Annotated in this window: 29 protein-coding genes and 2 pseudogenes; 17 read left to right on the top strand and 14 right to left on the bottom strand. The window is 71.5% G+C overall.

Annotated elements, in window-relative coordinates; translation table 11 throughout:
• The first annotated feature begins 50 nt into the window (after positions 1-50).
• Both E1295_RS00375 and E1295_RS00370 read left to right on the top strand, forming a co-directional pair.
• Entirely contained in the window at positions 51-752 is a 702-nt protein-coding gene (locus E1295_RS00375; protein ID WP_132627598.1) for a helix-turn-helix domain-containing protein, read from the top strand.
• A 71-nt stretch (positions 753-823) separates the two neighbouring features.
• Positions 824-1,372, top strand: a complete 549-nt coding sequence (locus E1295_RS00370) for a dihydrofolate reductase family protein (protein WP_132627597.1) — start codon at positions 824-826, stop codon at positions 1,370-1,372.
• Positions 1,373-1,417: 45 nt separating this feature from the next.
• Here E1295_RS00370 and E1295_RS00365 read toward each other — a convergent pair whose 3' ends face one another.
• Positions 1,418-2,017 carry a TetR/AcrR family transcriptional regulator gene (locus E1295_RS00365; RefSeq protein WP_132627596.1) on the bottom strand — a complete coding sequence of 200 codons (600 nt, stop codon included), beginning with the start codon at positions 2,015-2,017 and terminating at the stop codon, positions 1,418-1,420.
• Between the two features lie 73 nt (positions 2,018-2,090).
• On the opposite strand from E1295_RS00365, the gene E1295_RS00360 reads away from it, so the two are divergent.
• Complete coding sequence (locus E1295_RS00360; RefSeq protein ID WP_132627595.1) at positions 2,091-2,885, top strand: class I SAM-dependent methyltransferase; 795 nt, start codon at positions 2,091-2,093, stop codon at positions 2,883-2,885.
• A gap of 4 nt (positions 2,886-2,889) precedes the next feature.
• Here E1295_RS00360 and E1295_RS00355 read toward each other — a convergent pair whose 3' ends face one another.
• Positions 2,890-3,234, bottom strand: a complete 345-nt coding sequence (locus E1295_RS00355; protein WP_132627594.1) for a MerR family transcriptional regulator — start codon at positions 3,232-3,234, stop codon at positions 2,890-2,892.
• Positions 3,235-3,318: 84 nt separating this feature from the next.
• Between E1295_RS00355 and E1295_RS00350 the strand changes: the two genes are divergently transcribed.
• Positions 3,319-4,008 (top strand): aminotransferase class IV family protein, encoded by a 690-nt coding sequence (locus tag E1295_RS00350; protein ID WP_246079744.1) that lies wholly within the window; start codon positions 3,319-3,321, stop codon positions 4,006-4,008.
• A 100-nt stretch (positions 4,009-4,108) separates the two neighbouring features.
• On the opposite strand, the gene E1295_RS00345 is transcribed toward E1295_RS00350, so the two are convergent.
• A complete protein-coding gene (locus E1295_RS00345; RefSeq protein WP_166427010.1) occupies positions 4,109-4,660 on the bottom strand; it encodes a helix-turn-helix domain-containing protein in 552 nt (183 codons plus the stop codon).
• 100 nt (positions 4,661-4,760) lie between these two features.
• Between E1295_RS00345 and E1295_RS00340 the strand changes: the two genes are divergently transcribed.
• Entirely contained in the window at positions 4,761-6,116 is a 1,356-nt protein-coding gene (locus tag E1295_RS00340) for a serine hydrolase domain-containing protein (RefSeq protein WP_132627592.1), read from the top strand.
• 65 nt (positions 6,117-6,181) lie between these two features.
• On the opposite strand, the gene E1295_RS00335 is transcribed toward E1295_RS00340, so the two are convergent.
• A complete protein-coding gene (locus E1295_RS00335; protein WP_181957939.1) occupies positions 6,182-6,448 on the bottom strand; it encodes a hypothetical protein in 267 nt (88 codons plus the stop codon).
• 31 nt (positions 6,449-6,479) lie between these two features.
• Positions 6,480-6,626 (bottom strand): annotated as a pseudogene (locus tag E1295_RS52340) (helix-turn-helix domain-containing protein); the annotation flags it as partial.
• On the opposite strand from E1295_RS52340, the gene E1295_RS00325 reads away from it, so the two are divergent.
• Positions 6,625-6,837 carry a hypothetical protein gene (locus E1295_RS00325; RefSeq protein WP_132627591.1) on the top strand — a complete coding sequence of 71 codons (213 nt, stop codon included), beginning with the start codon at positions 6,625-6,627 and terminating at the stop codon, positions 6,835-6,837. The pseudogene E1295_RS52340 and the gene E1295_RS00325 overlap by 2 nt on opposite strands.
• A gap of 128 nt (positions 6,838-6,965) precedes the next feature.
• On the opposite strand, the pseudogene E1295_RS52335 reads toward E1295_RS00325, so the two are convergent.
• Positions 6,966-7,253, bottom strand: a pseudogene (locus tag E1295_RS52335) (cupin domain-containing protein); the annotation flags it as partial.
• A 102-nt stretch (positions 7,254-7,355) separates the two neighbouring features.
• On the opposite strand from E1295_RS52335, the gene E1295_RS00315 reads away from it, so the two are divergent.
• Positions 7,356-8,123 carry a phytanoyl-CoA dioxygenase family protein gene (locus E1295_RS00315; RefSeq protein ID WP_132627590.1) on the top strand — a complete coding sequence of 256 codons (768 nt, stop codon included), beginning with the start codon at positions 7,356-7,358 and terminating at the stop codon, positions 8,121-8,123.
• A gap of 263 nt (positions 8,124-8,386) precedes the next feature.
• On the opposite strand, the gene E1295_RS00310 is transcribed toward E1295_RS00315, so the two are convergent.
• Both E1295_RS00310 and E1295_RS00305 read right to left on the bottom strand, forming a co-directional pair.
• Entirely contained in the window at positions 8,387-8,638 is a 252-nt protein-coding gene (locus E1295_RS00310; RefSeq protein ID WP_132627589.1) for a hypothetical protein, read from the bottom strand.
• A gap of 235 nt (positions 8,639-8,873) precedes the next feature.
• The gene (locus E1295_RS00305) at positions 8,874-9,608 is read right to left on the bottom strand and encodes a DUF2306 domain-containing protein (protein WP_132627588.1); all 735 of its coding nucleotides are present in this window, start codon (positions 9,606-9,608) and stop codon (positions 8,874-8,876) included.
• 82 nt (positions 9,609-9,690) lie between these two features.
• On the opposite strand from E1295_RS00305, the gene E1295_RS00300 reads away from it, so the two are divergent.
• Both E1295_RS00300 and E1295_RS00295 read left to right on the top strand, forming a co-directional pair.
• On the top strand, positions 9,691-10,455 hold the full coding sequence (locus tag E1295_RS00300) for a TetR/AcrR family transcriptional regulator (RefSeq protein WP_246079743.1): 765 nt from the start codon (positions 9,691-9,693) through the stop codon (positions 10,453-10,455).
• Between the two features lie 154 nt (positions 10,456-10,609).
• Complete coding sequence (locus tag E1295_RS00295) at positions 10,610-11,137, top strand: nuclear transport factor 2 family protein (RefSeq protein WP_220448478.1); 528 nt, start codon at positions 10,610-10,612, stop codon at positions 11,135-11,137.
• A 61-nt stretch (positions 11,138-11,198) separates the two neighbouring features.
• On the opposite strand, the gene E1295_RS00290 is transcribed toward E1295_RS00295, so the two are convergent.
• Positions 11,199-11,822, bottom strand: coding sequence for a TetR/AcrR family transcriptional regulator (locus E1295_RS00290; RefSeq protein WP_132627586.1), 624 nt, complete (start codon positions 11,820-11,822; stop codon positions 11,199-11,201).
• A gap of 86 nt (positions 11,823-11,908) precedes the next feature.
• Between E1295_RS00290 and E1295_RS00285 the strand changes: the two genes are divergently transcribed.
• On the top strand, positions 11,909-12,847 hold the full coding sequence (locus E1295_RS00285) for an aldo/keto reductase (protein WP_132627585.1): 939 nt from the start codon (positions 11,909-11,911) through the stop codon (positions 12,845-12,847).
• Positions 12,848-12,851: 4 nt separating this feature from the next.
• On the opposite strand, the gene E1295_RS00280 is transcribed toward E1295_RS00285, so the two are convergent.
• A complete protein-coding gene (locus E1295_RS00280) occupies positions 12,852-13,655 on the bottom strand; it encodes a class I SAM-dependent methyltransferase (protein ID WP_132627584.1) in 804 nt (267 codons plus the stop codon).
• Positions 13,656-13,800: 145 nt separating this feature from the next.
• On the opposite strand from E1295_RS00280, the gene E1295_RS00275 reads away from it, so the two are divergent.
• On the top strand, positions 13,801-14,256 hold the full coding sequence (locus E1295_RS00275; protein WP_132627583.1) for a hypothetical protein: 456 nt from the start codon (positions 13,801-13,803) through the stop codon (positions 14,254-14,256).
• Positions 14,257-14,389: 133 nt separating this feature from the next.
• Complete coding sequence (locus E1295_RS00270) at positions 14,390-14,959, top strand: hypothetical protein (RefSeq protein WP_132627582.1); 570 nt, start codon at positions 14,390-14,392, stop codon at positions 14,957-14,959.
• 120 nt (positions 14,960-15,079) lie between these two features.
• Here the strand turns inward: E1295_RS00270 and E1295_RS00265 are convergent, their stop codons facing one another.
• Complete coding sequence (locus E1295_RS00265; RefSeq protein ID WP_132627581.1) at positions 15,080-18,226, bottom strand: AfsR/SARP family transcriptional regulator; 3,147 nt, start codon at positions 18,224-18,226, stop codon at positions 15,080-15,082.
• 122 nt (positions 18,227-18,348) lie between these two features.
• Here E1295_RS00265 and E1295_RS00260 point away from each other — a divergent pair, with 122 nt between their 5' ends.
• Positions 18,349-19,539: a cytochrome P450 gene (locus E1295_RS00260; RefSeq protein WP_132627580.1), complete on the top strand. Its 1,191-nt coding sequence runs from the start codon at positions 18,349-18,351 to the stop codon at positions 19,537-19,539.
• Here the strand turns inward: E1295_RS00260 and E1295_RS00255 are convergent.
• The 3 genes from E1295_RS00255 to E1295_RS00245 all read right to left on the bottom strand — a co-directional run bounded on the left by E1295_RS00255 (position 19,523) and on the right by E1295_RS00245 (position 20,774).
• Positions 19,523-19,909 carry a hypothetical protein gene (locus tag E1295_RS00255; protein ID WP_132627579.1) on the bottom strand — a complete coding sequence of 129 codons (387 nt, stop codon included), beginning with the start codon at positions 19,907-19,909 and terminating at the stop codon, positions 19,523-19,525. The two genes, E1295_RS00260 and E1295_RS00255, sit on opposite strands and share 17 nt — an antisense overlap.
• 97 nt (positions 19,910-20,006) lie before the next feature.
• Positions 20,007-20,474 (bottom strand): hypothetical protein, encoded by a 468-nt coding sequence (locus E1295_RS00250; RefSeq protein WP_132627578.1) that lies wholly within the window; start codon positions 20,472-20,474, stop codon positions 20,007-20,009.
• A gap of 93 nt (positions 20,475-20,567) precedes the next feature.
• Entirely contained in the window at positions 20,568-20,774 is a 207-nt protein-coding gene (locus tag E1295_RS00245) for a hypothetical protein (RefSeq protein WP_132627577.1), read from the bottom strand.
• 17 nt (positions 20,775-20,791) lie between these two features.
• Between E1295_RS00245 and E1295_RS00240 the strand changes: the two genes are divergently transcribed.
• The 4 genes from E1295_RS00240 to E1295_RS00225 all read left to right on the top strand — a co-directional run bounded on the left by E1295_RS00240 (position 20,792) and on the right by E1295_RS00225 (position 25,134).
• A complete protein-coding gene (locus E1295_RS00240) occupies positions 20,792-21,370 on the top strand; it encodes a hypothetical protein (protein ID WP_132627576.1) in 579 nt (192 codons plus the stop codon).
• Between the two features lie 72 nt (positions 21,371-21,442).
• Positions 21,443-22,561, top strand: a complete 1,119-nt coding sequence (locus E1295_RS00235; RefSeq protein WP_132627575.1) for a HesA/MoeB/ThiF family protein — start codon at positions 21,443-21,445, stop codon at positions 22,559-22,561.
• Between the two features lie 249 nt (positions 22,562-22,810).
• Positions 22,811-23,899, top strand: a complete 1,089-nt coding sequence (locus tag E1295_RS00230; RefSeq protein WP_132627574.1) for a ThiF family adenylyltransferase — start codon at positions 22,811-22,813, stop codon at positions 23,897-23,899.
• Complete coding sequence (locus E1295_RS00225; protein ID WP_132627573.1) at positions 23,896-25,134, top strand: hypothetical protein; 1,239 nt, start codon at positions 23,896-23,898, stop codon at positions 25,132-25,134. Before E1295_RS00230 ends, E1295_RS00225 begins: the two co-directional genes overlap by 4 nt.
• Positions 25,135-25,267: the final 133 nt, after the last annotated feature.

The following is a 25,267-nucleotide window of genomic DNA, read 5'->3' as shown; positions in this document are numbered from 1 at the left end:
CAGACTGCCTGCTCAACGTGTCTTTTTTTCGGCGGAGGGAGCTGACTCGGATGGGATTGCACATCGAGAGCCGGTCGTCCGACTCGCCGTACATCGAGCGGGTGTGGCGCAGCAGCAGCCATGACGTCGCCCGCATGACGTCGATCGCGACCCCGTACCACGAGCTGGTGTTCTGGGAACACCGCGGCGAGGTCAGCGTGGCCGTCCGGGGGCCCGAGAGGGCGGCGAGCGCCGCCGGCGTGCCCGAGGACGCGACGTTCTTCGGCATCACCTTCTCGCTGGGCACGTCCATGCCCCACCTTCCCGGCCGCCTGCTCGTCGACGGGGCCGTGGAGATCCCCGGCGCGACGCGCGGGTCGTTCTGGCTGAAGGGCTCCACCTGGCGGATGCCCGGCTACGACAACGCCGAGGAGTTCGTACGGCGGATGGTGCGTGAGGCGGTGCTGGACCGCGACCCGATCGTCACCGCGGTGCTCCGCGGCGCCACACCGGAGGTGTCGGAACGCACCGTCCAGCGGCGGTTCGTGACGGCCACCGGCCTCACCCGCGGCGCCGTCCAGCGCATCACCCGCGCCAGGGAGGCGGCGCTGCTGATCCAGGACGGCACTCCTGTTCATGAGGTGATCCACCGGCTCGGCTACTTCGACCAGCCGCATCTGGCGCGGTCACTGACCCGCTACGTCGGGCGGACCGCCACGCAGCTGAGCACCCCTGCCCCGGACGAGCCCCTGTCGCTTCTGTACAAGACGTGAGCGCGGCGCCCGCATACCGTTCACGTCGGTGCATGAGCGCCACCCCCTGACAACTCCTAGGGAGCCCAGCGATGGCCAGGATCATTTCGAGCTTCTTCATCTCCCTGGACGGCGTGGTCGAGTCGCCGGACCAGTGGCACTTCCCGTACTGGAACGACGAGATGGGCGACGCGGTCCAGGCGAGCATGCAGAGCGCTGCGGCGATGCTGATGGGCCGCAGGCTGTACGACGAGTGGTCCGCCTACTGGACGTCGGCGGAGGCCGAGCAGGAAGTGGCCGCCCTGTTCACCGGCACCCGTAAATACGTCGTGTCCGGCAGCCTGGAGAAGGCCGACTGGGCCAACACCACCATCGTCTCCGGCGACGTCGCAGCGAGGCTGCGGGAGCTCAAGGAGGAGATCGGCGGCGGCGACATCCACATGTCCGGCTCGGCGACGACCGTACGATGGCTGCTGGCCAACAGGCTGCTCGACGAGCTCAACCTGCTCGTCCACCCGATCGCCGTCGGCCACGGCCAGCGGTTGTTCGAGGACACCCCGACCCACCCGCTGAAGCTGGTCAAGTCGGAGACCTTCCGGACCGGCGTGCTCAACCTGACGTACGTGCCCGACGCCGGCTGAACGGCCTCGGAGCAGCCGTCTCGCCGATGTCGTGCAGGGACGGCCTCAGAGCAACCGTCTCTGCACGACGTCGGCGATGACCGTGGTCACGACCTTCTCGACGGCGGCGGGCTCGGGCGGGGAGCCCTCCCTGCCGGCGTAGAGCAGGTGCGCGGCCCCGACGAGCGTGAGCGCGAGCGTGTCGACGTCGGCGTCCACCGCGATGCGGCCCAGCTCGACCTCGACGGCGAGGTAGGAGGCGATCATCTCGGTGGCCTCGGCCAGGAGCGGGATCCCCGCCGGCCGGGTCCCGCGCAGGCGGGCGCGCAGCTCGTCGCGGAAGGTGATGAGGCCGACGATGGCCACGGCGACCGACTCGAACACGCCGCTCAGCGCTGCGGTGAGGTTGCCGGCGACGGTGCCGGTGCCGGCGGAGCCCAGCAGGGCGAGCCCCTGAGCCTCGATGCGGCCGATGCGGTCGAGCACGAGCTCGGCGAGGAAGGCGTCGAAGTCGTCGAAGTGCCGGTGCAGGACGCCCTTGGCGCAACCGGCCTCGGTGGTGACCGCCCGGCTGGTCAGCCCGCTGGGACCGGCCCGGAGCAGGACGCGTTCGGCGGCGTTGAACAGCTGGTCGCGCACGTCGCGCAGGGCCACCCCAGTCGGCACCGTGCGTTCCTCCATCAGCGTAACCGGAACCTCCAGGCTAGCCGAGTGGGCACATGCCCACTAATGTGGGCGCATGCCCACTTCATCGACGCAAGGCAACCAGCCCCATCGGCTTCGCCAGGTCGCGGAGTCGTTCGGCACCAACGCCGAGCGCTACGACCGCACCCGCCCCCGCTACCCCGACGCCCTGGTCGAGCGGATCGTCGCCGCCGGCCCCGGGCCGCGCCTGCTCGACGTCGGCAGCGGCACCGGCATCGCCGCCCGCCAGTTCCAGGCCGCCGGATGCCAGGTGCTCGGCGTCGAGCCAGACCCGCGCATGGCCGACCTGGCCAGGCAGACCGGGGTCAAGACCGAGGTGTCGACGTTCGAGGACTGGGACCCGGCGGGCCGCACCTTCGACACGGTCGCCGCCGCGCAGGCCTGGCACTGGGTCGACCCGGTCGCGGGCGCCGCCAAGGCCGCGCGGGTGCTGCGTCCCGGAGGACGGCTGGCGCTGTTCTGGAACGCGTTCCAGCCTCCGCCCGACCTGCAGGAGGCCTTCACCGCCGTCTATCGCCGGGCGCTGCCCGAGATGCCGGCCGCCAAGCCCCCCGAGGACCCCTACGGCGCGATGTGCGACACGGCCACGGACGGGATGCGCCAGACCGGCGCGTTCGGCGAACCGGAACGGTGGCACTTCGCGTGGGAGCACACCTACACCCGGGACGAATGGCTGGACCAATCCTCCACGCACGGAGGCAACAACCGGCTCCCGGCCGCCAAACTGGACGAGGTGCTGTCGGGCATGGGCGCCGCGATCGACGCGGTGGGCGGCGCCTTCACGATGCACTACACCGCGATGCTGGTCACCGCGGCACGGGCCGCCTGACGACTCAGGACCGTGCCAGGAACCCGGCGAGAGTGTCGCGGCTGTTCTGCAGATCGTCGATGCGCCGGTCCATGGTCGCCAGTTCGCCGTTCAGGATGTCCCACAACTCGGCGCACCACTCGATGTCGGGACGCTCGCCCCGCGCGCACGGCAGCACCGACCGGATCACCTCGGTGGACAGTCCGGCCCTCAGCAGGGCGCGCACCTGCCGCACGGTGACCACGGAATCCTCGTCGAAGTGACGGTAGCCGTTCGTGCCGCGGCCACTGTCGAGCAACCCCTGAGCCTCGTAGTAGCGCAGCAGGCGGGTGCTGACCCCGGTGCGCCGGGACAACTCACCGATCAGCATGCGGGTTGACCTTTCCATCGATGTGAGGCCCTAACGTCGCCGTTGTCACGGACATTCCACCTGTTGAGCATGCTGGAGCGACGTATGTCTTCCTTCGTTGTCCACCGCGACGGCCACGCGGCGAGCGCCGGCGACCTGGCGCCGCTCGCCTTCGCCGGCTACGCCCACTTCACCGCCATGCAGGTGCGCGGCGGCCTGGTGCGGGGGCTCGACCTCCACCTGGAACGGCTGCGCTCCGCCTCGCTGGAGCTGTTCGGCCGGGCCGTGCCCGACGACCGCGTACGCGCCTGCCTGCGGGCGGCTCTCCGGGCGGGCCCGGCGGACCTGTCCTTGCGGGCCACGGTGTACTCCCCGGCCGGAGACTTCACCGTGGCGTCGGCCGAGGAGGAGCCGGAGCTGCTCGTACGCACCGGGCCCGCCGCGACCGGCCCGGCGGGCCCGCTCTCCCTGGCGGCCTTCGAGCACGAACGGTTCCTGCCGGCCGTCAAGCAGGTCGGGGAGGCGGCCAAGACGTACTACCTCCGCCAGGCCGTCGCCCGCGGCTTCGACGACGCCGCCTTCGTCGATCGGCGGGGGCGGCTCAGCGAGGGCTCTATCTGGAACCTCGCCTTCTGGGACGGCTCAGGGGTGGTGTGGCCCGAGGCGGAGATGCTGGTGGGGACCACGATGGGCATCGTACGCAGGCAGCTCGACCGCCTCGGCGTGCCCCAGCGCGTCGAGGAGGTCGGGCTCGCGGACCTGCCGTCGCTGGCGGGCGCGGTGGTGCTGAACTAGTGGACGCCGGGCCTGGCCGTGCACCGGATCGGCGCCGCGTCCCTGCCCGCGGCGCCGTCCTTCGTGAAGGTGCTGCACGAGGCGTACGAGGCCGAACCGCTCACCGCGCCGTAGGGTCCGCGGGCTCCGCGCCGCCCGGCCGCGGGATCGCGACCACGCCGAGAGTGATCTGCCGCCGTCCCGGCCCGGGGGTGGCGTGCGCGAGGGGGTCGATCAGGTCGCGCAGGCGCGCGCGGAGCCGGGCCAGCTCGTCGTCGTCCACCCATACGTGGAGGGACGTGTAGGTCAGCCCTTCCGCGACCGGATCGTCCGGGTCGCCCTCCAGATAGGCGTGCGCCTGCGCCATCAGGCCCGTGACGAACGCGGTCACCGCCCGCTCGTGGTCGCCGGTCGACAACCCCGCGGGGTCGGGCACCGCGCCCTGAACGGCGCGCTCGTCCAGCTCGTACGTGTGCTCGACCGCTCCCCGCACCTTGCGCTCGCCGACGACGCGGACGACGCCCGCGTCCACCAGCCACCGGATGTGCCGGTAGAGGCTGCTGTACGGGACGTCCGGCAACGCCTGGCGCAGTTGTGTCCCGGTGCGGGGGCCGAGGGCCAGGATCTGCGCCACCCGGATCCGGACCGGGTGCAGCACACCGACATCGCTCACGGGCATCCTCCGATCGTCCTCGCGCGAATCGTAGCGCTCCATTGACTCCATTTTTGGCTATGGTCTTAAATATGAGACCAATAGACCTGGAGGAATCGCCATGACCATCACCGCTTCAGACCTGCGCGAGCGCCTCGCCACACTGGCCGGCCGGCATCGCGTGCCGGGCGCCGCACTCGCGGTCCTGCACGGCGGGGCTGTCGCCGAGGCGGCCGTGGGCATCCTCAACACCCGCACCGGTGTCGAAACCACCCCCGGCTCGGTCTTCCAGATCGGATCCGTCACCAAGACGTGGACGGCCACGCTCGTCATGCAGCTCGTGGACGAGGGGCGGCTGGACCTCGACCGGCCGATCCGCGACCACCTCCCGGAGTTCGCGCTCGCCGACGAGCCCGCCGCCGCGGCCGTCACCCCTCGCCACCTGCTGACGCACACCGCGGGATTCCCGGGAGAGGACCTCGGCGACTACGGCAGGAACGACGACGCCGTGGCCGCCCTCGTCGCCAATCTGTCGGACGCGCCCAAGGTGACCGAACCCGGCGCGCTGTTCTCGTACAACAACGCCGGTTTCGTCGTCCTCGGCCGCCTGGTCGAGGTGTTGCGGGAGGACCCCTGGGGCGAGGCAATCCAGCGTCGACTGGCCGGGCCGCTCGGGCTGGGAACCGTCGTCACCCTGCCGGAGCAGGCGCTCATGCACCGCGCCGCGGTCGGCCACGTCGAGACGGGCCCCGCCCCCTTCTGGTCGCTCCCGCGCGCGCTAGATCCGGCCGGCGGGCTGGCCATGAGCGCCTCGGACCTGCTGGAGTTCGCGCGCCTGCACCTGAACCACGGGCTCGCCCCCGACGGGACGCGCCTGCTCTCGCGCGCCGCCGTCGAGGTGATGAGCACGCCGCAGGTGACGCCGCCGCCGCTGTCCCCCTTTCCCCGCTCGTACGGGCTGGGCATGGAGGTGCACGACTGGGACGGCGGCACGGTCACCGGCCACGCGGGGGCGACGATCGGGCAGAAGGCCTACCTGCGCATGGTCCCCGGAGCGGACGTGGCCGTCGCCCTGCTCACCAACGGCGGCGCCGCCGACGCCCTCCACGCCGACCTCGTCCATCCGCTGCTGAACGAGCTGGCCGGCGTGCGCGCCCCCACTCCGGCGAGTCCTCCGGAGTCCGGGACGCCTCTCGACCCCCGCCCGTACGTCGGCGACTTCGACATGGGGCCGGCCACCATCAGGATCGGCCATGACGGGCGGAACGTCCTGACGATGACCACGATCCCGCGCTCCAGCTACGTCGAATCCCTGGTCACGAACCCCGTCGCGACGCTGGCCGCACTCGGCGGCTCCCGCTTCGTCGAGATCGGGCGGGACGACGGGGAGCGCCAGGAGGTCGTCTTCCTCGACCCGGGAGCCGACGGACGCTTCCGGATCTTGCACAACAGCCGCGCGATGGTACGCATCTCCTGACCCCGACGGGAGGAGACCCCCGCCCGCCACTCGCAGCGGACGGCCGCGACGATGTGACCACGCGGTCAGCCTGGCTGATGGGTGCTCCAGTACTCGTCGGCGGCCTGCTGGATGGTCTCCAGGACCTCCTTGTACGAGCCGGGCTGGGTGATGAACTTGCCGAACCCGTCGAGCGCGGCCGTCAGCACGGGCGGCGGCGTGGCCTCGAAATAGCGGTTGACCAGCCGGTGCTCGCCGTTGCCCGCGGCCTCGCTGATCTCCGCGATGGCCGGGTCGCCGGGTGTCCATAGCGGCGGGGACCACCGCCCGCCGCGCCGCCTCCCGATAGTCACGCGGCGCCATCCCGTACTTCCGCTGGAAGAGCCGGCCGAAATACGACTGACCGGAGAACCCGCAGCGCTGGGCGATCCGCCCGATGCCCTCCGTCGTCGTGGTCAGCAGCAGGGCGGCGTGTTCCAGCCTGCGCCCGACCACGAATGCCACCGGAGTGCAGCCGTAATGGCGGCGCATGGAGCGGGCCAGGTGCCCGGCGCTGACCGCGGCCAGCGCCAGCAACCGGGGCAACCCCTCGCGCAGGTTCTCCTCGCGGCTCATCGCCACGCAGGCCGACACCAGCCAGCCCGGCCGCAGGTCCGTTGCGGCACCGTCGGCGCGCTCCAGCACCGGGACCACTGCCGTCCAGAGCCTGACCAGGTCGAGCACCCGAGGCGTGCCCGTGTAGGCCGCCAGCACCCGGCCGAACTCCTCGGCCACCGGCCCGCCCAGGTCCGTACGCGCGATCAGGGGCAGGTCACGCCGGTCCCAGTCCGCCAGCCCGGCGAGGTCGGCGAAGGCGCGCCAGCGTTCGCTGGGGAAGGCGATGTTGACGAAGTGCATGCCCGCGGCCGTGGCGGCGAACTCGTGCCGGTCGGACGGGCGTACCAGGATCAGGTCGCCCGCGCGCAGCGGCATCTCCGCGCCCTCGTGGTCGGGGCCGACCGTCTGCGTGCCCGCCCCCGTCGTGACGAGAACGAGCTCGTGGAAGTCGGCGTGCGTGTGCGGTTCGGGGCGGTCGCGGCGGCTCCCGGTCACCGGGACGAGGGCCGCGTGGTACGGGAGCCCCGCGGCGAACTCGATCCAGCGCAAGATGGTCGACATGTCAGGATATTAAGAGTTATAGAGCGTCGATTACTAGCAACCAGGGCCGCCCAGACCGAAGAATCCGAGTCGTACACCTGGCCACAGGCTGCAGAGGAGCACATGGTGATCACGGACGTCGACCGGACCCTCCAGGACTTCGACCGCGACGGCTACACGATCTTCCGGAATGTCCTCGACCGCGACCTCATCGCCGACGCGAGCGACCACGTCTCCTGGCTCCAGGCCCGGCACCCGGACCGCCACGGCGAGGACCTGGGCACCGAGCTGGTCCCCCGCGACCCCTTCTGGGTCCGCCTCGTCAGCGACGAAAGGCTGCTGGACATCGCCGAGCTCTTCGTCGGTCCCGACATCGCGCTGTTCGCCTCGCACTACATCAGCAAGCCGCCGTTCTCCGGCAAACCCGTCCTGTGGCACCAGGACGGCGCGTACTGGCCGCTGGAGCCCATGCGAGTGGTCACGCTCTGGCTGGCGGTGGACGAGGCCACGACGGAGAACGGCTGCCTGAGGGTGATCCCCGGCTCCCACCGGGAGGACCTGCACGAGCTGCGGCAGCGCGACGACGTGGACAACGTGCTCGGCTCGGAGAGCGCGGTGGCGGTGGACGAGTCGAAGGCCGTGGACCTGGTGTTGTCACCCGGCGACGTGGAGGTTCACCATCCGAACATCCTGCACGCCTCCAACGCCAACACCTCCCCGAAGCGCCGGTGCGGCCTGACGATCCGCTACATCCCCACCTCGACCCGGATCACCAGCGAGGAGCAGCCGTTCGTGTCGGCGCTGCTGCTGCGTGGGGACCCGGGCGTGAACGTCTACCAGCCGTTCCCCACGTACGTGCCGAGCAAGCACCGGCCTTTCGCCGGAGCCTGACCACGGACCGAGCACCGGGGCGTCCACCAGGGCGATGGCCCTGACGCCGAGGTCGTTCACCAGGTGGGCGCGCGCGACGGTCCGGCCGCCGATGTCGTGCCCGACCAGGACGGGCACCACGTCACGCCACAGGTAGGACCACGCCGGGGTGCCGTGCACCAGCACGATCGGCAGTCCTCAGGCGCCGAAGACGCCCGCGGCCACCTCGCCGCCCGAGACCTTGATCCGGTCCGGCAGTGCCCAGCAATCCGCCCCAGGGCCGGTCATCGCTTCCTCCCATGCATTGGTTCGTGGTCGTCTCGCGTCGTCGGCGCCGCGCGCAGCCGCCGGTCGAGGTACGCGATCAGGATGGCCGCCAGCACCGCCATGACCGCGAGCGCCAGCCGGTCGACGAGCTGCCGTTCGACGAACGCCGTCATCGGAACCCCGCCGATGCTGTGCGCGACGATCGCGCCGCCGGCGACCGCAAGGGTGTGGCGGTCGGTCCACCGCGACGACCGCGCCGCGCGGAACATGACGACCAGGCAGCCCACGGCCACGCCGAGAGCGCCCGGAGCGACACCGCGCCGATGACGCCGATCGCCGCTATCAGGGCCAGGGTGACCGGCAGCGGCGCCGCGTACCCGGGATCCTGCGTGGGCGGAATGGTCACCGCCGACGCGCAGCGGGACGGCCGGGTCGCTGGTGTGCGGTCTGACATCGTCATGCCTTACCTGTCTCGCTCGTGCGGCCGCGGCCGCGGCCGCGGCGTCAGCGTCCCGCGCCTGCCGGGGCGAGCTTGCGCCCCCTCCCCATGTACTTGCGCTGGACGTAGATCTCGGCCAGGACCACGTTGACGAGCAGAGCCGTCCACGCGCCAGAGCTCGCGATGTCGTGGATTATCGCGACGGAGTTGCCCTCGTAGGCGGGACCGTCCGCCTGGGCGGTCACGAGCAGCGTCATGATGAGGCCCCACGGCCGGGAGGCGAGGATGGCGAGCGTGACCGAGTAGTTGCGGATCATCCAGATGCGGTGGTCGGCGAACCGGCGGGACCTGGCGGCCCGCAGGCCCGCGACGCCGGTGATGGCCCACATGACGAGCATGGCGTCCAGGGCGGCGACGTTGGAGACCCCTGACTCGCTCATGATGGAGACCGGCACCGCCAAGATCATCGAGGGGAAGATCCCCGCGTAGAAGTAGACCCGGCCGGTCCACCGGTGCACGCGGGGGAACCTGTTGCGCAACCCCGCCCACAGCTGCAGCAGACCCGTCACGGTGGCGATCGCGCCGAACAGGATGTGGCCGAGGAGGAGCGCGTAGCGCACGTTGTCGCCGTGCATGTCGGCCCGGCTCGTACGGATGTCGGGCGGGACGTACGCCTCCAGCATGTAGGCCAGGATCGCCAAGGTGATCACCGCGAGGGGCAGCGACCACCAGGGGGACTTCCGCCGCTTCCGCCGCGGCCGGGTCGTCGGTGGGGCCTGCTCCGGTATCTGGGTCGTCATCGTCTGCTCCACGTCGGGTGCGAATTTGTATCCCAGAGATACTATCTCATGGATACTAACTCGGGAAGATAGAGTCGCAGGCGTGCGCAACAAGCCGTCCGCAGAACCCGAGGTGCCCGCACCGCTGAGGAGGCTGTGGCGGCTCTCCACCGGGTCGCATCGCGGCCGTCCCGCGGGGCTCGACGTGGACCGGGTGGTCCGCACGGCCATGGAGCTGGCCGATCGCCACGGGCTGCCAGGCGCGACCCTGCCGAAAGTCGCCGAGACCCTGGGCGTCACGAAGATGTCGCTGTATCGCTACGTGGGGTCCAAGGACGAGCTGTTCGACCTGATGGCCGACCTCGCCACCGGCCCGCCTCCCCAGATCAGCGAGCAGGCCGGCTGGCGGGCCGGCGTGCGCCAGTGGATGCTCGCCAACCGGCAGGTGTACGAGCGCCATCCCTGGCTGTCGCAGCTCCCGATCACCGGCCCGCCCCGCGGGCCGCACGCGATCGGCTGGATGGACGCCATGCTGCGCGCCCTGCGCGGGACGGGCCTCGACTGGCGGGTGAAGGTGGGCGTGCTCAACCTCGTCGGCGGATTCGTCCGCACGGTCGGCGCGCAGGAGCAGCAGCTCGCGCAGGGCCGCCGGCAGACCGGGCTCGACCTGGCGCAGACCGAGCGGGCCTACAGCGGGGCCATGGCCGCGCTCGTGGACGCCGACCGCTTTCCCGAGGCGGCCCAGCTCTTCGCCTCCGACGCCTTCACGTCGCCCCCGCCCGACGGGGCGAGCGCGGGCTTCCCGTTCGGGATGGAGCTGATACTCGACGGCATCGAGCTGCTCATCGCGAAGGCGGGGACGGGATGACCGCGTTCCCGTCACGTCGTCGTCCATGAGAACCGCAGGTGGACGCGGTGCGGCGAAATCCCACGCGTCCCACGGCCAGGAGCCACCGGAGAGGGCGGAGACGGCTGCCCTGGACGCTCCGGCGGCCGACCGCCTGATCGGGAGGATGAGGCAGATGTCTGATCGCGAGGCGATGGCGCGCACGTGGGACCAGCACACCTCGGCCGAGTTCGTCACCCGCGACGTGGACGCCACGATGCGCACGATGACCGGCAACCCGAGCGTCATGCACGTGCCGACCGGCATGGGAGGCGTCGGGTACGACGGCGTGCGCGACTTCTACCGGCGGTGGTTCGTGGGGCGGAACGCGGCCGACACGACCATCGAGTCGCTCAGCCGCACGGTCGGGGAGGCGAGCATCGTCGACGAGATGATGATCAGCTTCACCCATGACGTCGAGATCCCGTGGATCCTGCCCGGCGTGCCGGCGACGGGCAGGCGGGTGCGCGTCCCCGGGATCGCGGTCGTGGGCTTCGAGGGGACGGCCGTCGCCAGCGAGCGCATCTACTGGGACCAGGCGTCCGTGCTCGCCCAGGTGGGCCTGCTCGACGAGGAGACGGCGCGGCGGCTGCCCGTCATCACGGACCCCCAGGGCCTGCTCGACGGCACCGTGGCCCCCAACCTGCTGGCACGGCGCCGCTAGATCGCGGATGTGAGATTCGGGTTGGTGATCGTAGACGATCAGCGAATTCCACATCAACGATCTAGGGCTCGCCGCGGCGGGGTGTGGTGAGCGCGTCCATGACCAGGTCGAGCAGGCGGCCCGTCTGCTCCCACCTGTCGCTCGCGGCCGTGGACAGGAACACCCCGAGGAGCATCGCGGTGACGTCGTCGGGATCGACGTCCGCGCGGAGTGTGCCCGCCTGGACGCCGGAGGCGAGGATCGTCCCGATGGCGGCGGTGATGCGCTCCCTGGTGGTCGGCGTCGCGATCCGCCCGGAGGCCCAACCGGCGCGCAGCGTGTCAACCATCCCGCGCTTCGTCGCGACGAACGCCGCGTAGCGGTTCATCCATTCGCGGAGCGCGACCTCGGGCGGGAACTCGTCGAGCAGGGTCGCGGCGCTCGCGGTGACGTCGTCGAGCTCGGCGGAGTAGACGGCCTCGACGAGCGCCTCGCGGGTGGGGAAGTGGCGGTAGAGCGTACCGATGCCGACGCCGGCGTCCCGGGCGATGCCTTCGAGCGACACGGTGCCCTCGGTGGCCGAGAAGGCGGCCCGCGCGACGGCGAGCAACTTCTCGCGGTTACGCCGCGCGTGGGCCCGCACAGGCCTGTCGGTGTGGTCGGGGTTCGGTCGGGTCGCGGGCGGTGTGGGTTCGGGAGAGGTCAAAGCGGAGGCACCTCCGATAGTGCTACAGTCAAGTTAGCGGAGGCACCTCCGCTTTCTCGCCATCTACACGAGAACGGACTTCCATCATGCCCACCGCCACCCCGTCATCCGACGTCACCGCCACCGGCGTCGCGCGTCCCGGCGGCTCCGGCCGGATCGCCGGACACACCGTCTCCCGCGTCGGATACGGCGCGATGCAGCTCGAACGCCTGCACGGTGACCGCGGCGCGGCCGTCGCGCTGCTCCGCCGCGCCATCGAGCTGGGCGTCGACCACATCGACACCGCCCAGTTCTACGGCGACGGCTTCGTCAACCAGCTCATCCGCGACGCGATCCGCCCCGAGGACGGCGTCGTCGTCGTGACCAAGGTCGGCGCTGCCCCCGACCCCGACGGCCCCCTCCCGCTCCGCGCCGCACAGCGACCCGAAGAGCTCCGGGCCGGCGTCGAGGACAACCTCAGGAGCCTCGGCCTCGACCAGCTTCCCGTCGTGAACCTCCGGCGGCTCGACATCGGCCCGGGGCTTGAGGCCGAAGGCGACCAGGTGGTCGACCTCGACGACCAGCTCGCGGTGATGACCGCGATGCGCGACGAAGGCAAGATCGGCGCGATCGGTCTGAGCAGCGTGACCGCCGACGGGCTGCGCAGGGCGATCCCTGCGGGCATCGTCTGCGTGCAGAACGCGTACAGCCTCGTGACCCGCGACGACCAGGACCTCGTCAAGCTCTGTGCGGAGGAGGGGATCGCCTGGGTGCCGTTCTTCCCGCTCGGCGGCTCGTTCCCGCAGCTGCCGAAGGTGACCGAGGAGCCGGCGGTGCACGACGCGGCCACGTCCCTCGGCTGCACCCCGTCGCAGCTCGGCCTCGCCTGGCTGCTCCGGCACGCTCCGAACGTGCTGCTCATCCCCGGCACGGCCGACCCCTCCCACCTCGAGGCGAACGTCGCCGCGGGCGCCATCACGCTGGACGACGCGACCCTGGCCACGCTGGACGCCGTACCGTCGCGCTCCGTCGACCTACGGCTCTGACCGGCTACGGCTGACCGCGCTCACCGGCGGCCGGAACGGGAAACGGTGCCGGGCGCCGGCGCGCGAGGTGCACGGTGATGTCGGCCATGATCTCGACGGTCGCGGGCAGGGCGCGTTCGATGCGGCCGAACACCTCACGCTGCTCCGGGGCCGGCAGTACGAGGTAGGCCGAGACGGTCGAGAGATAGCCGACGTAGTCGCGGGCGCTCATCGTCAGCCGCCGTTCCACCACGGACTGCCGTACGTCCTCGAACCACGCGGACCGCTGGAGCTCCGTGCCCGGCCACTGCATGGGCTGCTCCGGAGGCGTGCCGTCCGGCGACGGCACCTCGTCGGTGGCGAGGAAGGGTGAGCGCGCCTCGCGAACCGCCTCCTCCACGGCCAGGTCGGTCAGGCGGACGGGCCCGCCGCACGAGGCGAACACGCCGCCCGGCTCCAGGAGCGCGGCCATGCGGGGCCACCGGTTCTCCGGGTCCGTCCAGTGCAGGGCCGCCGCCGCATAGACCAGGTCGTACCGTTCGCCGGGTCGCAGGTCCTCGAAGGCGGCCCGTACGGTGCGGACGTTCGCGGGCACGTGTTCGCGCAGCTCGGCGAGCATGGCCGCGTCGGGTTCCGTCGCGGTGACGGTGATTCCTCGCCGGGCGAACAGGCGGGTCGCCTTGCCCGTGCCGGCGCCGATCTCGAGGGCGGTCCGCGCCGGCCGGCCCGCGTACGCCGTCACGAGGTCGACCAGCTCCGCGGGATACCCCGGCCGGAACCGTTCGTACGCTTCCGCCATCGCCCCGAAGCTCAACGCGCGACTCGACATGCCGAGCATCCTGACACGACGCCGGTGGGCTCGTCACAAGCTCCACATGGCGGCGGCATACCGCGGACATACCGCCGTTCCCTAGCGTCGGACCGACCGAAGTCAATTCACGCGGTCCCACCGCGAGAAGGAGAAGATCGCACATATGCGGAACATCGTGGGGCGTATCGCGTCCGTGGGCACTGTCGCGCTGGCAGCGTCGGCCGCGCTCGTCATGGGCGCCTCCAGCGCTCAGGCGGCGGACTACTGGTCGTCCAGCGCGCCGACAGCCGCCAAGAACGTCGGCAACCTGTTGACGAAGAAGGTCACCGTCGCCAAGAAGACCTACACGCTCCAGCTTCGCGCGGGCAAGGCGGGGACGTACACCTACATCTGGGCGCGCGTCCCGAAGAACTCCGGCGCGAACGGCAACCACCTCTGGTTGTCGGTCTACAACCCGTCCACGAAGAAGTGGCAGAGCTCGCCGCACCCGCTGTCGATCAAGAACACGACCTACAGCAAGGCACATCGGGCCAAGGCCGGCTGGCTGTACAAGGCCTGCACGAAGCAGCCCGGCCTCGGTGGCAGCCCCGCCCAGTGCACCGGCACCTGGAAGGTATGACGTCCTGACGCCACGGGGCCCGCGCCGGCCCCGTGGCGTCCGGCCTTCCTGCCCCTTCCGCGTGGACGAGCCGGACAAGGCCGGTGCAGACTGGTCCGGTCACCGGCCACGCATGCCGAGGGGTGAGCCTGACATGATCGCCACCGATCCGGTAGCCCTCCGCAACGCCGTGAACGATCAACCGGCCGGCGCGGAAGGGGTCTGGGCAGGTGGACGAGCCTCCGTCGAGGGGTTCCTCCGGTGGGTCGTCGCCGATCTCGACCGCATGCCGCAGCTGAGCGTCCACCACGCCGAATTCGGGCATTACGGCTCCGGGTACGCGTCGTACGTCGACGTCCTCATCACCAAGCGCGACGGGTCGACGCGTCGTTCGGAGGGCGGCTGGACGCATGTCGAGGGCTTGCCACTGAACCTGTGCAGGCTCGCTCCCCTGGCAGCGCTCTGCCGGCCCCGCGTGCATTCGGCGGGCCCCGGCGGCGCCGGCAGCAGCGGTCTGCCGGTTCTGTCGCTGGTCACGGACGAGGCTCCGCCGGGCTGGGAGCAGGAATACCGGCAGATCCGCCAGGTGCTCGACCGGCACGACATCACCCTGCTCGACTCCCGGACCCTCGGCCGGCGCCTGGAGGCCGGGCTCGTCGTGGACACGATCCTGGGCGATCCGCCCTACACCGTGTTCGACGCCTGGTTCCACTGGATCGACTGACGTCCGGGGGCCGCGCCATGTCAGCGCGGCGACAGCCCCCTGTCAGGACGCTCGCCGACGATGGACGCCATGTCGCCCGGCGCGCAGGCCTCACAGGTCACCTGCGGGCGCGTGTGTGGTTCACGAGGCGAGGGTGATCTCGGCCAGCTCACGCCAGTCCCGCCGCCGGCCGTCACGGGACGCCTGCGCGAACACCGTCTCGCCGAGGCGGCCCCGCGCGTCGGCGGCGATCCGCGCGGCGTCCGGCAGCGAAAGATCCGGCGTGCCGCGTACGCCGTCGCTCGCCGCGAGCAGGCGTACGGCCTGTTCGTCCTGTCCTTCGCGCAGCGCCAGGTCCGCGAGGCCGACCAGCACCTCGGCGATCAGCGGCGGATACGCCGCCTCCACGGCCGCGCGCAGCGCCTCGGCCCGGTGCGCGCGGGCCTTGCCCAGGTCGTCGGTGAGGTAGCCGTACAGGTGCTGGACCGCGGCGCGGAGCGAGCTGATCAGCTCCGAGCCGGACTGCACGGTCCACGCCGTGGCCACCTGGCGGTGCGCCTCGTCGCGATCGCCGCGCCAGCGTGCCAGTTGCGCCTTCGCGAGCGCGAGTTCGGCCAGCGTGTCGGGCCAGGCGATCCGGTCGGCGTAGCGCTGCGCCTCCGCCACCGCGGCGGCGCTGGAGCGTTCGTCGCCGAGCAGCCAGTACAGCTGGGCCTGCCGCGCCCGCAACCCGACCACGTCCTCGGTCGCGCTCACCTCGGCCAGCGCCGCGGCCGCCTCTTCGTACAGCTCGCACGCGCGTGCGAGCTCGCCGCGCGTCGCGAGCCGCTCGGCCAGGAACGTCAGCGCCAGCGAGATCCCCCACCGGTCGCCGAGTGCGCGGAACTCGGCCAGGGCGGTCTCGCCGTCGGTGTCCACGCCGGTCTCGTCGCCGCCGATCGTCAGCCGCAACCGGCCGCGGGAGAGCCTGGCCTGCGCGCGCACCCATGGATCGTCGTCGGTGATGAGCGGCTCGAACGCGGGCAGGAACGCCGTCGGCTCCTGCAACATGCGCTCCAGCGGCGCGACGAACCCGAGTATGGGGTGGCGGCGCCGGCCGCCGCGCGGGGTCAGCCGGTGCGCCTCGTGGATCCACTTCTCCGCTTGGTACTGGTCGCGGCCTGGGGCGGAGGTGACGAAGTTGGCCACGGTCGCGTACGCCTGCGCCCGCACCTCGTCGGACGCCTCACCGTCCAGCGAGGCCGCCGCGACGCTCAGCTCGGCGCCCTCGGCCCTGTGCCCGCTGAGGAAGTAGTACCAGCCCGCGGCGGCGGCCAGCCGCATCGCCTCCTCGGCCTGTCCTTCGGCGATGGCGCCGCGCAGAGCCGCGGTGAGGTTGTCGTGCTCGGCCTGGAGCACGGACAGCCACTCCAGTTGCTCGGGGCCGCGCAGATGCGGATCGGCCGTCTCGGCCAGCTCGGTGAAGTGGGCGAGGTGCGCCGAGCGCGCCGCCTCGCCCTCCCCCGCCTCGTCCAGCCGGTGCGCCGCGTATTCCCTGATCGTGTCGAGCATCCGGTAGCGCGGCGCGCCGTCCCCGTCGGCGAGCAGCAGCGACTTCTCCATCAACGCGGTCAGCAGGTCGAGCACCTGATCCTCCGCGACCGTCGCGCCGGCGCACACGCGTTCGGCCGCTTCGAGGCTCGCCCCGCCGGCGAACACCGACAACCGGCGCAGCACGCCGCGTTCGGCCTCGGACAGCAGGTCCCAGCTCCAGTCGACGACCGCGCGCAGCGTCCTGTGCCGGGCCAGCGCCGTACGGCTGCCGCCCGTCAGCAGGCGGAACCGGTCGTCGAGCCGGCGTGCGAGCTGGTCGACGGACATCGTACGCAGCCGCGCCGCGGCCAGTTCGATCGCCAGCGGCACCCCGTCGAGCGCCCGGCAGATCCGCGCCATGGCGGCCAGGGTCCCGGCGTCGGTGCCGACGTCCTTGCGCACCAGATGCGCGCGGTCCCGCAGCAGCCGCACCGCGGGCGACGATTCCACCTCGGACGGGTCCGCTCCCGCCGAGGGCAGCCCGAGCGGCTCGACCTGCCACAGCACCTCCCCGGTGATGCCGAGCGGTTCCCTGCTCGTGGCGAGGATCCGCAACCGGCGGGACTCTCCCAGCAGGCGATCCGCGAAGGCCGCGGCCTCCTCGATCACGTGCTCGCAGTTGTCCAGGATCAGCAGCATCGCCCGCTCGCGGACCGCGGCGACGAGCCGGTCCATCGGTTCGCCGGCCCGCGCGCCGCCGAGCAGGGGCTGGTCACGCAGGCCGATCGCGGTGAGTGCGGCCTGCGCCAGCCCCTCGCCCGCACGCAGCGAGGCCAGCTCCACCAGCCACGCTCCGTCCGGCAGCTCGGCGATCACCGCCCTGGCGGTCTCCCTGGCCAACCTGGTCTTGCCGGAGCCGCCGGCGCCCGTCAACGTGACCAGCCGGTGCCCGGCCGCCAGCCCGGCGACCGCGGACAGGTCGCCGTCCCTGCCGACGAAGCTCGTCAGCTCGGCGCGCAGGTTGGTCCTGGGATGCTCAGCCCGCGCGCCCAGCTCGCCCCGCAACACCGCGGTGTGCAGCGCGGACAACTCGGCCGACGGGTCGGCGCCCAGTTCGTCGGCCAGCCGCACGCGCGTCCGTTCGTACACCGTCAGCGCCTCGCTGCCGCGTCCCGCCTCGGCGAGCGCCCGCATCAGGGCCGCCACGAACCCCTCCCGCAGCGGATGCGCGGCCACCAGCCCGGTCAGCTCGGAGACCAGCTCCGGGCCGCGGCCGAGGCGGAGGTCGGCGTCGACCCGATCGCCGAGCGCGGTGAGGTGGAGCTCCTCCAGGCGGGCGACCGTGGCGTCGAACACGTCGCCGTCCCGCGGCGCGATGCCCGTCATGGGCGTGCCGCGCCACAACGCCAGGGCCGAGCGCAGCAGCTCCGCCCGCGCGGCGGGCTCGGCGGCACGGGCCCGGCCCACGAGCTGCTCGAACCGGCACACGTCCACGGCGTCGGGCGCCACGGCCAGCCGGTATCCGCCGGAATCCGCCTCGATCACGCCGTCCGGCAGCACCCTGCGCAACCTGGACACCAGCGCCTGCAGGGCGTTCACCTCGTCGGAGGGCGGACGGTCCCCCCAGATCCGGTCCACCAGCCTGGCGCGGGTGACGATCCGGCCCGGTTGCAGGGCGAGCGCGGCGAGCAGCGCGCGCAGCCGGTCCCCCGGGACCTCCAGCACGGCGCCGTCGTGGTCGCGCACCGTGAACGGTCCCAGCAGTTCGACTCGCACACCAGTCATTGTGCCGAACGGGCACGACATCCCGGCCGGGCGGTCGTGTCAGCACGGTGACGGTCCCGTATCAGAGGCGTTCGCGACGATCGGTTCGTACCCGGCCCACGGAAGGAACGACCATGCAGCACACCATCACCACGATGCCGGCCGCCCGTCAGCCTGGCTGCCCCTTCGACCCGCCCAAGGAGCTGACCCGGCTCGGGCCCCTCACCCCCTACACCTTCCCCGGCGGGCATCAGGGCTGGCTGGCCACCGGTTATGACCAGGTGCGGGCCATTCTGGCCGACCCGCGGTTCAGCTCGCGCAAGGAGCTCATGCGCCACCACCCGACCATCGACTACGGCGACATCGAGGTGCCCCCGGCGCCGCCCGGCGAGTTCCTCCTCATGGACGACCCCCAGCACAGCCGCTACCGCAAGCCGCTGGTGGGCAAGTTCACCGTACGCAGGATGCGCCTGCTCACCGAGCGCGTCGAGCAGATCACCGCCGAACACCTCGACGCCATGGAGCAGGCAGGGCCGCCGGCCGACCTGGTGACCGCGTTCGCCAAGCCCATCCCCGCCGTCGTGATCTGCGAGCTGCTGGGGGTGCCGTACGACGACCGCGGCCTTTTCCAGGAGCACATCGACAAGTTCCTCGGCGGCGAGACCAGCGACGAGGAGCTGATCGCGGCCTACACCGCCACCCAGCGCTACCTCGCCGAACTGGTGGCCGCCAAACGCGCCGCCCCCACCGACGACGTGCTCAGCGACCTCACCGACACCGACCTGACCGACGAGGAGCTGCGAGGGGTCGCCCTGATCCTGCTGGCGGCCGGGCTGGACACCACCGCGAACATGCTCGCGCTGGGCACCTTCGCGCTGCTGCGCAACCCCGCGCAACTGGCGGAGCTGCGCTCCGATCCCGCGCTCGCCGACCGGGCCGTGGAAGAGCTGCTGCGGTATCTGAGCGTCGCCAAGCAGTTCCTGCGGGTCGCGCTGGAGGACGTCGAGGTGGGCGGGCAGACCATCGAGGCCGGTGCGACGGTCATCCTGTCGTACGTCACCGCCAACCGCGACCCCGGACGTTTCCCCGACCCCCACGTCCTCGACGTGCGCCGGCAGGACGGCGGGCACCTCGCCTTCGGCCACGGCATCCACCAGTGCCTGGGCCAGCAGCTGGCCCGCGTCGAGATGCGGGTCGCCCTGACGGCGCTGCTCGGCCGTTTCCCCACGCTGCGGCTGGCCGTACCGGCGGAAGAGGTCGCCCTGCGCCCGGAGAGCGCCGACATCCACGGCGTCAAACACCTCCCGGTCACCTGGGACGCCTGACCGCGGCCGTGATCACGGATCCAGGTCGCCGACGGCGCAGCGCCGGCCGCATGAACTCCGGCCGGTGGGAGGCGGCGCCCTTACCGAGGTGCGGAAAACACCCGTAGGCCCGTCCGGCGGAGGGAACATCGGGTTCCAGCGTGAAGCACGCCATCCCGGACCGGTCGCCCACCACGATGTAGGGAACCCGCGCGTCCTTCCCGACCGGATCGACCACGCGCAGGCCGGGATCGGCGTTGTACGGCGGGCGCAGCGCGAAGATCAGGTCCGCTTCCCGCCAGGCCGCGGCTTCTTCGTCGGCCGCGACCTCCCACACGACGCGGCGGACGAGGTCGTACCGCTGGTGCAGACGCGACTGGGGGAAGCGCACACTCGCGTCCCGTCTCGCCCCATCCGTTCACTGGGCCCCCAGTCGCTCGCGCGCTCACCGGCACTTCGATTAGGCGCGGTGACCCGGGCGGGGTCGCTCAGTCGCAGAACTGCCACCGGGTGGTGGTGATGCCGGTGATGCCTCCGCCGTAGAGCCTCTTGATGTAGCCCGTCCACCTGATGCAGGTGCCGGCGGCCTTGGCGCTGGCCGCCGCGAAGTGGGCGTAGTTTCCTACGTCCTTGACGATCGCCTTGCCCTGACGTTCCAGCACGGCCTCCGTGTAGCCGGCGACGCCGTCCGCCCGGCCGACCCTCAGGGTGACGACGCAGTTCTCCTGGTAGGTGCCGTTCCACAACACGTAGACCTCACCCAGGGGCATGTTGTTCTTGTCGTCCCAGATGTCCTCCCTCTTGAGCTGCGTGTAGCTCCCGTTCGCCCAGCCGCATCCCTGATCGGACACGACGGCCTGGGCAATGGTGTGGGCCGAGGCGGGCGAGGCCACGAACGCCATCGAGGCGAGCACCAGGCCAAGACCCAAACCGATGCGTACTAATAAGCGAGACATGACAGGTCCTTCCGAGTACGGCCAGATCCGCTCCCCGACGGCGGGGAGGCGCTGATCGCCGCCTGGACCACGTGGGCCGAATCCCCCGCCGGCTCAGGACCAGCATGCCGCGACCCGGGCGGGATGTCGTTGGCCGAGAATGCACAGTTCTTTGACGCCCGATCCACTCCCGGTCAGCTTCCCGCCCGCCGCGAGGTGCCGGTCGGTGCCGTCGCCGCGGTCGGGCGGCTGCATCCAGTGCCGCGGCGGGTCCAGGGGATAGACGAGGACCGGGTCGAGTTCGACGTTGGCCAGGGTCACCGGCGCGCCCCAGCAGAATGAGCGTCAGGCCGCGTCCGGCGAGGAGCAAGCTGGTCGGGGCGGGGCCGACGCGCCTGCAGGCCGGCTCGCGCATCCTGCACGTCCTCGAAGGCGCCGTGGACGGGCATCCGGTACGGATCTTCGACTGGATCGCCGGGCACGCCTCCGGCTCCGGCCGGGCGTCCCTGGTGTTCCTGCACACCGTGTGGGCCATACCCCTGCCGCAGGTGCCGTTCTGGGCGCAGGCGGCGAGCAAGGGGCAGCCCCATGACGGATGGCGGCCCGGCCAGGTGTTCCGGACCGGCGACGACGCCTTCGACGCTGTGGACGCACTCCAGAGGCCGTCGCGCTCACGCAAGGACGGCAGGGATGACCGCGCAACCATCACGGACGCCGATTTCGATTCGCTACAGGGCGGCATAAATAGGATCGAAAACAGCGCCACCTACTGTTCTTTTCGTCCGGCCCGGAAATCCGACTCGGAGCCCGGATGTGCCATCGAGCGAAAGGAACAGATACATGAGCATCGAGATTCGCGTTCTCGACCGCGTCGAGACCACCGCAGCGTGCGCGAACCCGCAGGGTCCTACCTGTAACTGATTCTCCGGGTAACGGGGACGCCGGGAATTCCCGGCGTCCCCGGCCCCGAGCGCGACAGGAGGAAGAGCATGCTGCGCCCTCGGATCAAGTACGAGCACCGGCCGTACCGTATCGGCGACGGCCGGATCCGCATCGGCGGCGGCGTCTACGGCATCGCGGCCGAACTGGCCGATCCCGGCGGTCGGATCTGGACGCTGCTCACCCTGATGGACGGCACCCGCACGACCGACGCGATCACGGCCGAACTGGTCGTCCGCCATCCGGGAGTCCCGCGGGACGACGCGCGCCAGGCGCTGGAACGGCTGATCGCCTCCGGATACGTCGAGGACGCCGCCCAACGCGACCCCGGTGAGCTGCCGGAACGCGCGAAGGAGCGCTACGGCAGAGCGCGCGGCCTGTACGCGTGGATGGATCTGACGCCGCGCGAGACCACCTGGGACGCCCAGCTCAGGCTGAGCAGGGCGAAGGTCGTCGTCGTGGGTCTCGGGGGCAGCGGCACGAGCGCGGCGCTGGCGCTGGCCGGCTCCGGCGTCGGCCACCTGCACTGCGTGGACTTCGACGAGGTGGAGTTGTCCAACCTGAACCGCCAGGTCCTCTACGCCGAGTCGGACGTCGGCCGCCCCAAGGTGGAGGCCGCCGTGTCCCGGCTGCGTGCGGTCAACAGCGACATCACGGTCACCGGCGAGCACCTGCGAATCACGCGCACCGGCGTGCTCACCACCCTGATCGAGCCGTACGACCTGCTCGTCCTCACCGCCGACCAGCCTGCCGAGCTGCGCGTCTGGGCGAACAGGTCAGCGATCGAGACGGACACTGCGTGGGTTTCCGGCGGCTACCAGGGACCGCAGGCGAGCGCCTGCGTCTTCGTACCGGGGACCGGGCCCTGCTTCGAGTGTTTCCAGGCCGCGGAGAAGAACTCGTGGGAGGCCCGCGGCGCGGCCGTCGAAGAACTGCCGTTCGGCGCGCGTCCCGCCGCGGTCAACGCCGTCTCGGCGGGGATGAGCGGTCTGCTGGTGGCCCATCTCGCGATCAGCCTCATCACCGGGGTGCCTGGCCTGGCCGCCAACCGCGCCTACGCCACCAGCATCTTCTCCCTGGACAACAGCTTCGTCGTGGATCCGGGAGCCCCGCGTCCCGGTTGTCCCGCGTGTGGATTCGCCGAGCGTCCCCTCCTCGCCTCGGCCTGATGACCGGCGCCCGGCCGGCCCAGGCCGCGAGCGTCCGTACGTGCCCTTCGACCCCACGAGAGGAGGTGACGAGATGAAGGCCATCGAGATCCGCGTGCTCGACCGAGTCGAGACCACGGCGGCGTGCCCGGGGTGTGGCGCCCCGAACGGAACCGGCGGCGGCTGACGTCGCAGGTACGTCCGTCCCGTGGGCCGGGCGGTGCGCCGCCCGGCCCACGGCCGTCGCAAGCAGGCAGAGGAGGAGGACCCATGGAACTGCCCCGCGTCAAGACACCGCACACCCCGGCGCGCACGGCCTCGGGAAACATCCGCCTCGGCGGGTGGATTTACACGATCGCCTCGGAAACAGCGGATCCGCAGGGCTGGATATGGGCGATGCTGGAACTGCTCGACGGCACCAGAACGATTCCTGAGATCGTGGCGAAAATGTCCGAGCGTTTTCCCGAGTTCACCCGGGAAGAACTGCGCGACGGGCTTGAGCAACTGATGTCCACCGGCTATCTGGAAGACGCCGCGAAACCGCCTCCCGCGGAGCTCACCGCATCCGAGCTCGACCGCTACAGCCGCAGCGCGGCCCTGTACGAATGGATGGACCTACGGCCGGGTTCGACCCGCTGGGACCCGCAGGTGGCGCTGCGCAGGGCGAACGTCGTCCTCGTGGGGGTGGGCGGCACCGGCGGCAGCGCGGCCCTCGCGCTGGTCGCCTCCGGCGTGGGGCGCCTGCACTGCGTGGAACCCGACGTGGTCGAGGTGTCGAACCTCAACCGGCAGATCCTCTACGGCGAGCGCGACGTCGGCCGCCCCAAGGTGGAGGCCGCCGTCGAGCACCTCAGGGACCTGAACTCCGGCGTCGAGGTCACCGGCGAGCGCGCGGAGATCCGCGGGCCGGAGGACTTCGCCCGGGTCTGCGCGGGACGCAACCTGCTCGTGCTCGCCGGCGACCGACCCGCCGAGATCAGGAGCTGGGCGAACGCCGCCTGCCTCATGTCGGGCGTCCCCTGGGTGCACGCCGTCTACTACGGCCCCCAGGTCACGATCGGCACGTTCCGTCCGGGCACGGGCCCCTGCTACGAGTGCGTCCGGGTGACGGACGAGCAGCGCCAGGAGCGCACGGCCTACCTGCCCGCGCACGGGCCGCAGACGCACGCCGCCAACGCGGTCTCGGCGATGATGTCGGGCACGATGCTGGCGCACGCCGCCATGAGCCTCATCACCGGCGCTCCTCGCCTGCCGGGAAACGCCATCTCCGCGCTCAACCTGGCCGCGCCCGACCACGCCTTCACCGTCACGGCCGACGGGCCGCGTACGGACTGCCTCGCCTGCGCGGGTGCCGGATGAGCACGTCCGGCAGCGGCACGGTGCTCCTGCATCCGCTGGCTATCCGCCAAGAAGGCGAGGAGTGGATCGTCGGACGGGTCGAGACCGGGGTCTTCGTCGCGCTCCCCGAGATCGGGGTGCAGGTCATCGACCTGCTCGCTCGGGGCCGGACCGTCCCCGAGGTCGCCGCCGAACTCGGCGGCGACCAGTCCCTGGACGTGACCGGCTTCGTGGCGAGCCTCGAACAGCTCGGATTCCTCCACGACGGTACGCCGGAGCAGGCCACCCGCACGTCGTCGCTCCCCTGGGTCAGGACCGAGCACGTACGGTGGCTGCTGCATCCGGCCGTCACGGTCGCCACGCTGGCGATGCTGGCCGCCGCCGTGGTGATCGCGGTGGTCGCGCCCATCGAGATCCCGGGAGCCGAGGCGGCCGTGTGGTCACCGTGGAGCAGCCTGGTTCTGCTGAGCCAGATCGTCACGGCCTGGTCCGTGATCTTCCTCCACGAGCTCGCCCACCTGTTCACCGCCCGGGCCGCGGGAGTGCCGGGCAAGATGTCGATCAGCACCCGCCTGCAGTTCCTCGTCGCCCAGACCGATGTCAGCGGCATCTGGTCGGCGCCACGCCGCATCCGGATGACCGTCTACCTGTCGGGGATGGCGGTGAACGGCCTCCTGGCCCTCGTCGCGCTGGTCCTCTACAACGCCACGCCTCCGGGCGGCCTGCACAACGCCGCCGCGGTGCTGTTCGTCCTGCAGCCGATCATGCTCGCCACCCAGTTCATGTTCTTCATGCGTACCGACGTCTACTTCGTCGTGCAGGACCTGGCCCGCTGCCGCAACCTGTACGGCGACGCCTCCGCCTACCTGCGCCACCTCCTGCGCCGCGCCACGCGCCGGAACCCGGGCCAGGACCCGTCGCGCACCCTGCCTCCCAGGGAACGCCGCGCCGTGCTCTCGTACGTGCTCTTCCTGGTGCCGAGCACGCTGATCTGCCTCGCCTCGTTCCTGTTCGTGTCGTTCCCGATCACCGTGCGCATGGTGGGCCAGACGTACGGCAACCTGACGGACGCCGGCTCGGCCGCCGACCTCGCGGACGCGCTGTTGATCATCACCGCGGTGGTGTTCTTCCAGTCAGTCTGGTTCCGCGCCTGGTGGCGACGGCACGGGGAGCGCGTGCGCGCGCTGCTCCGGCGGCTGGACTCCGGAGCGCGGTCGCGCGAAGCGGCCCGGCCACCGGGTACGTTGCCTCCGTGATGGTGCGATGGCGCGGGCCGGCTGGCCCGGCGCCGGCTCGTACATGGGCGCCAAGTCGGCCATCCGCCTGTGACCGTCGAGCATCGCCGCCAAGGGACGCCGGACGCACGGCCGAGCGGCGATACTGGCACCC

This window comes from Nonomuraea mesophila, from assembly GCF_004352805.1.
In the GTDB taxonomy this organism is placed as follows: domain Bacteria; phylum Actinomycetota; class Actinomycetes; order Streptosporangiales; family Streptosporangiaceae; genus Nonomuraea; species Nonomuraea longispora.
The sequence above is the reverse complement of the archived record's forward strand: the minus strand, read 5'-3'. Positions and strand labels throughout refer to the sequence as shown.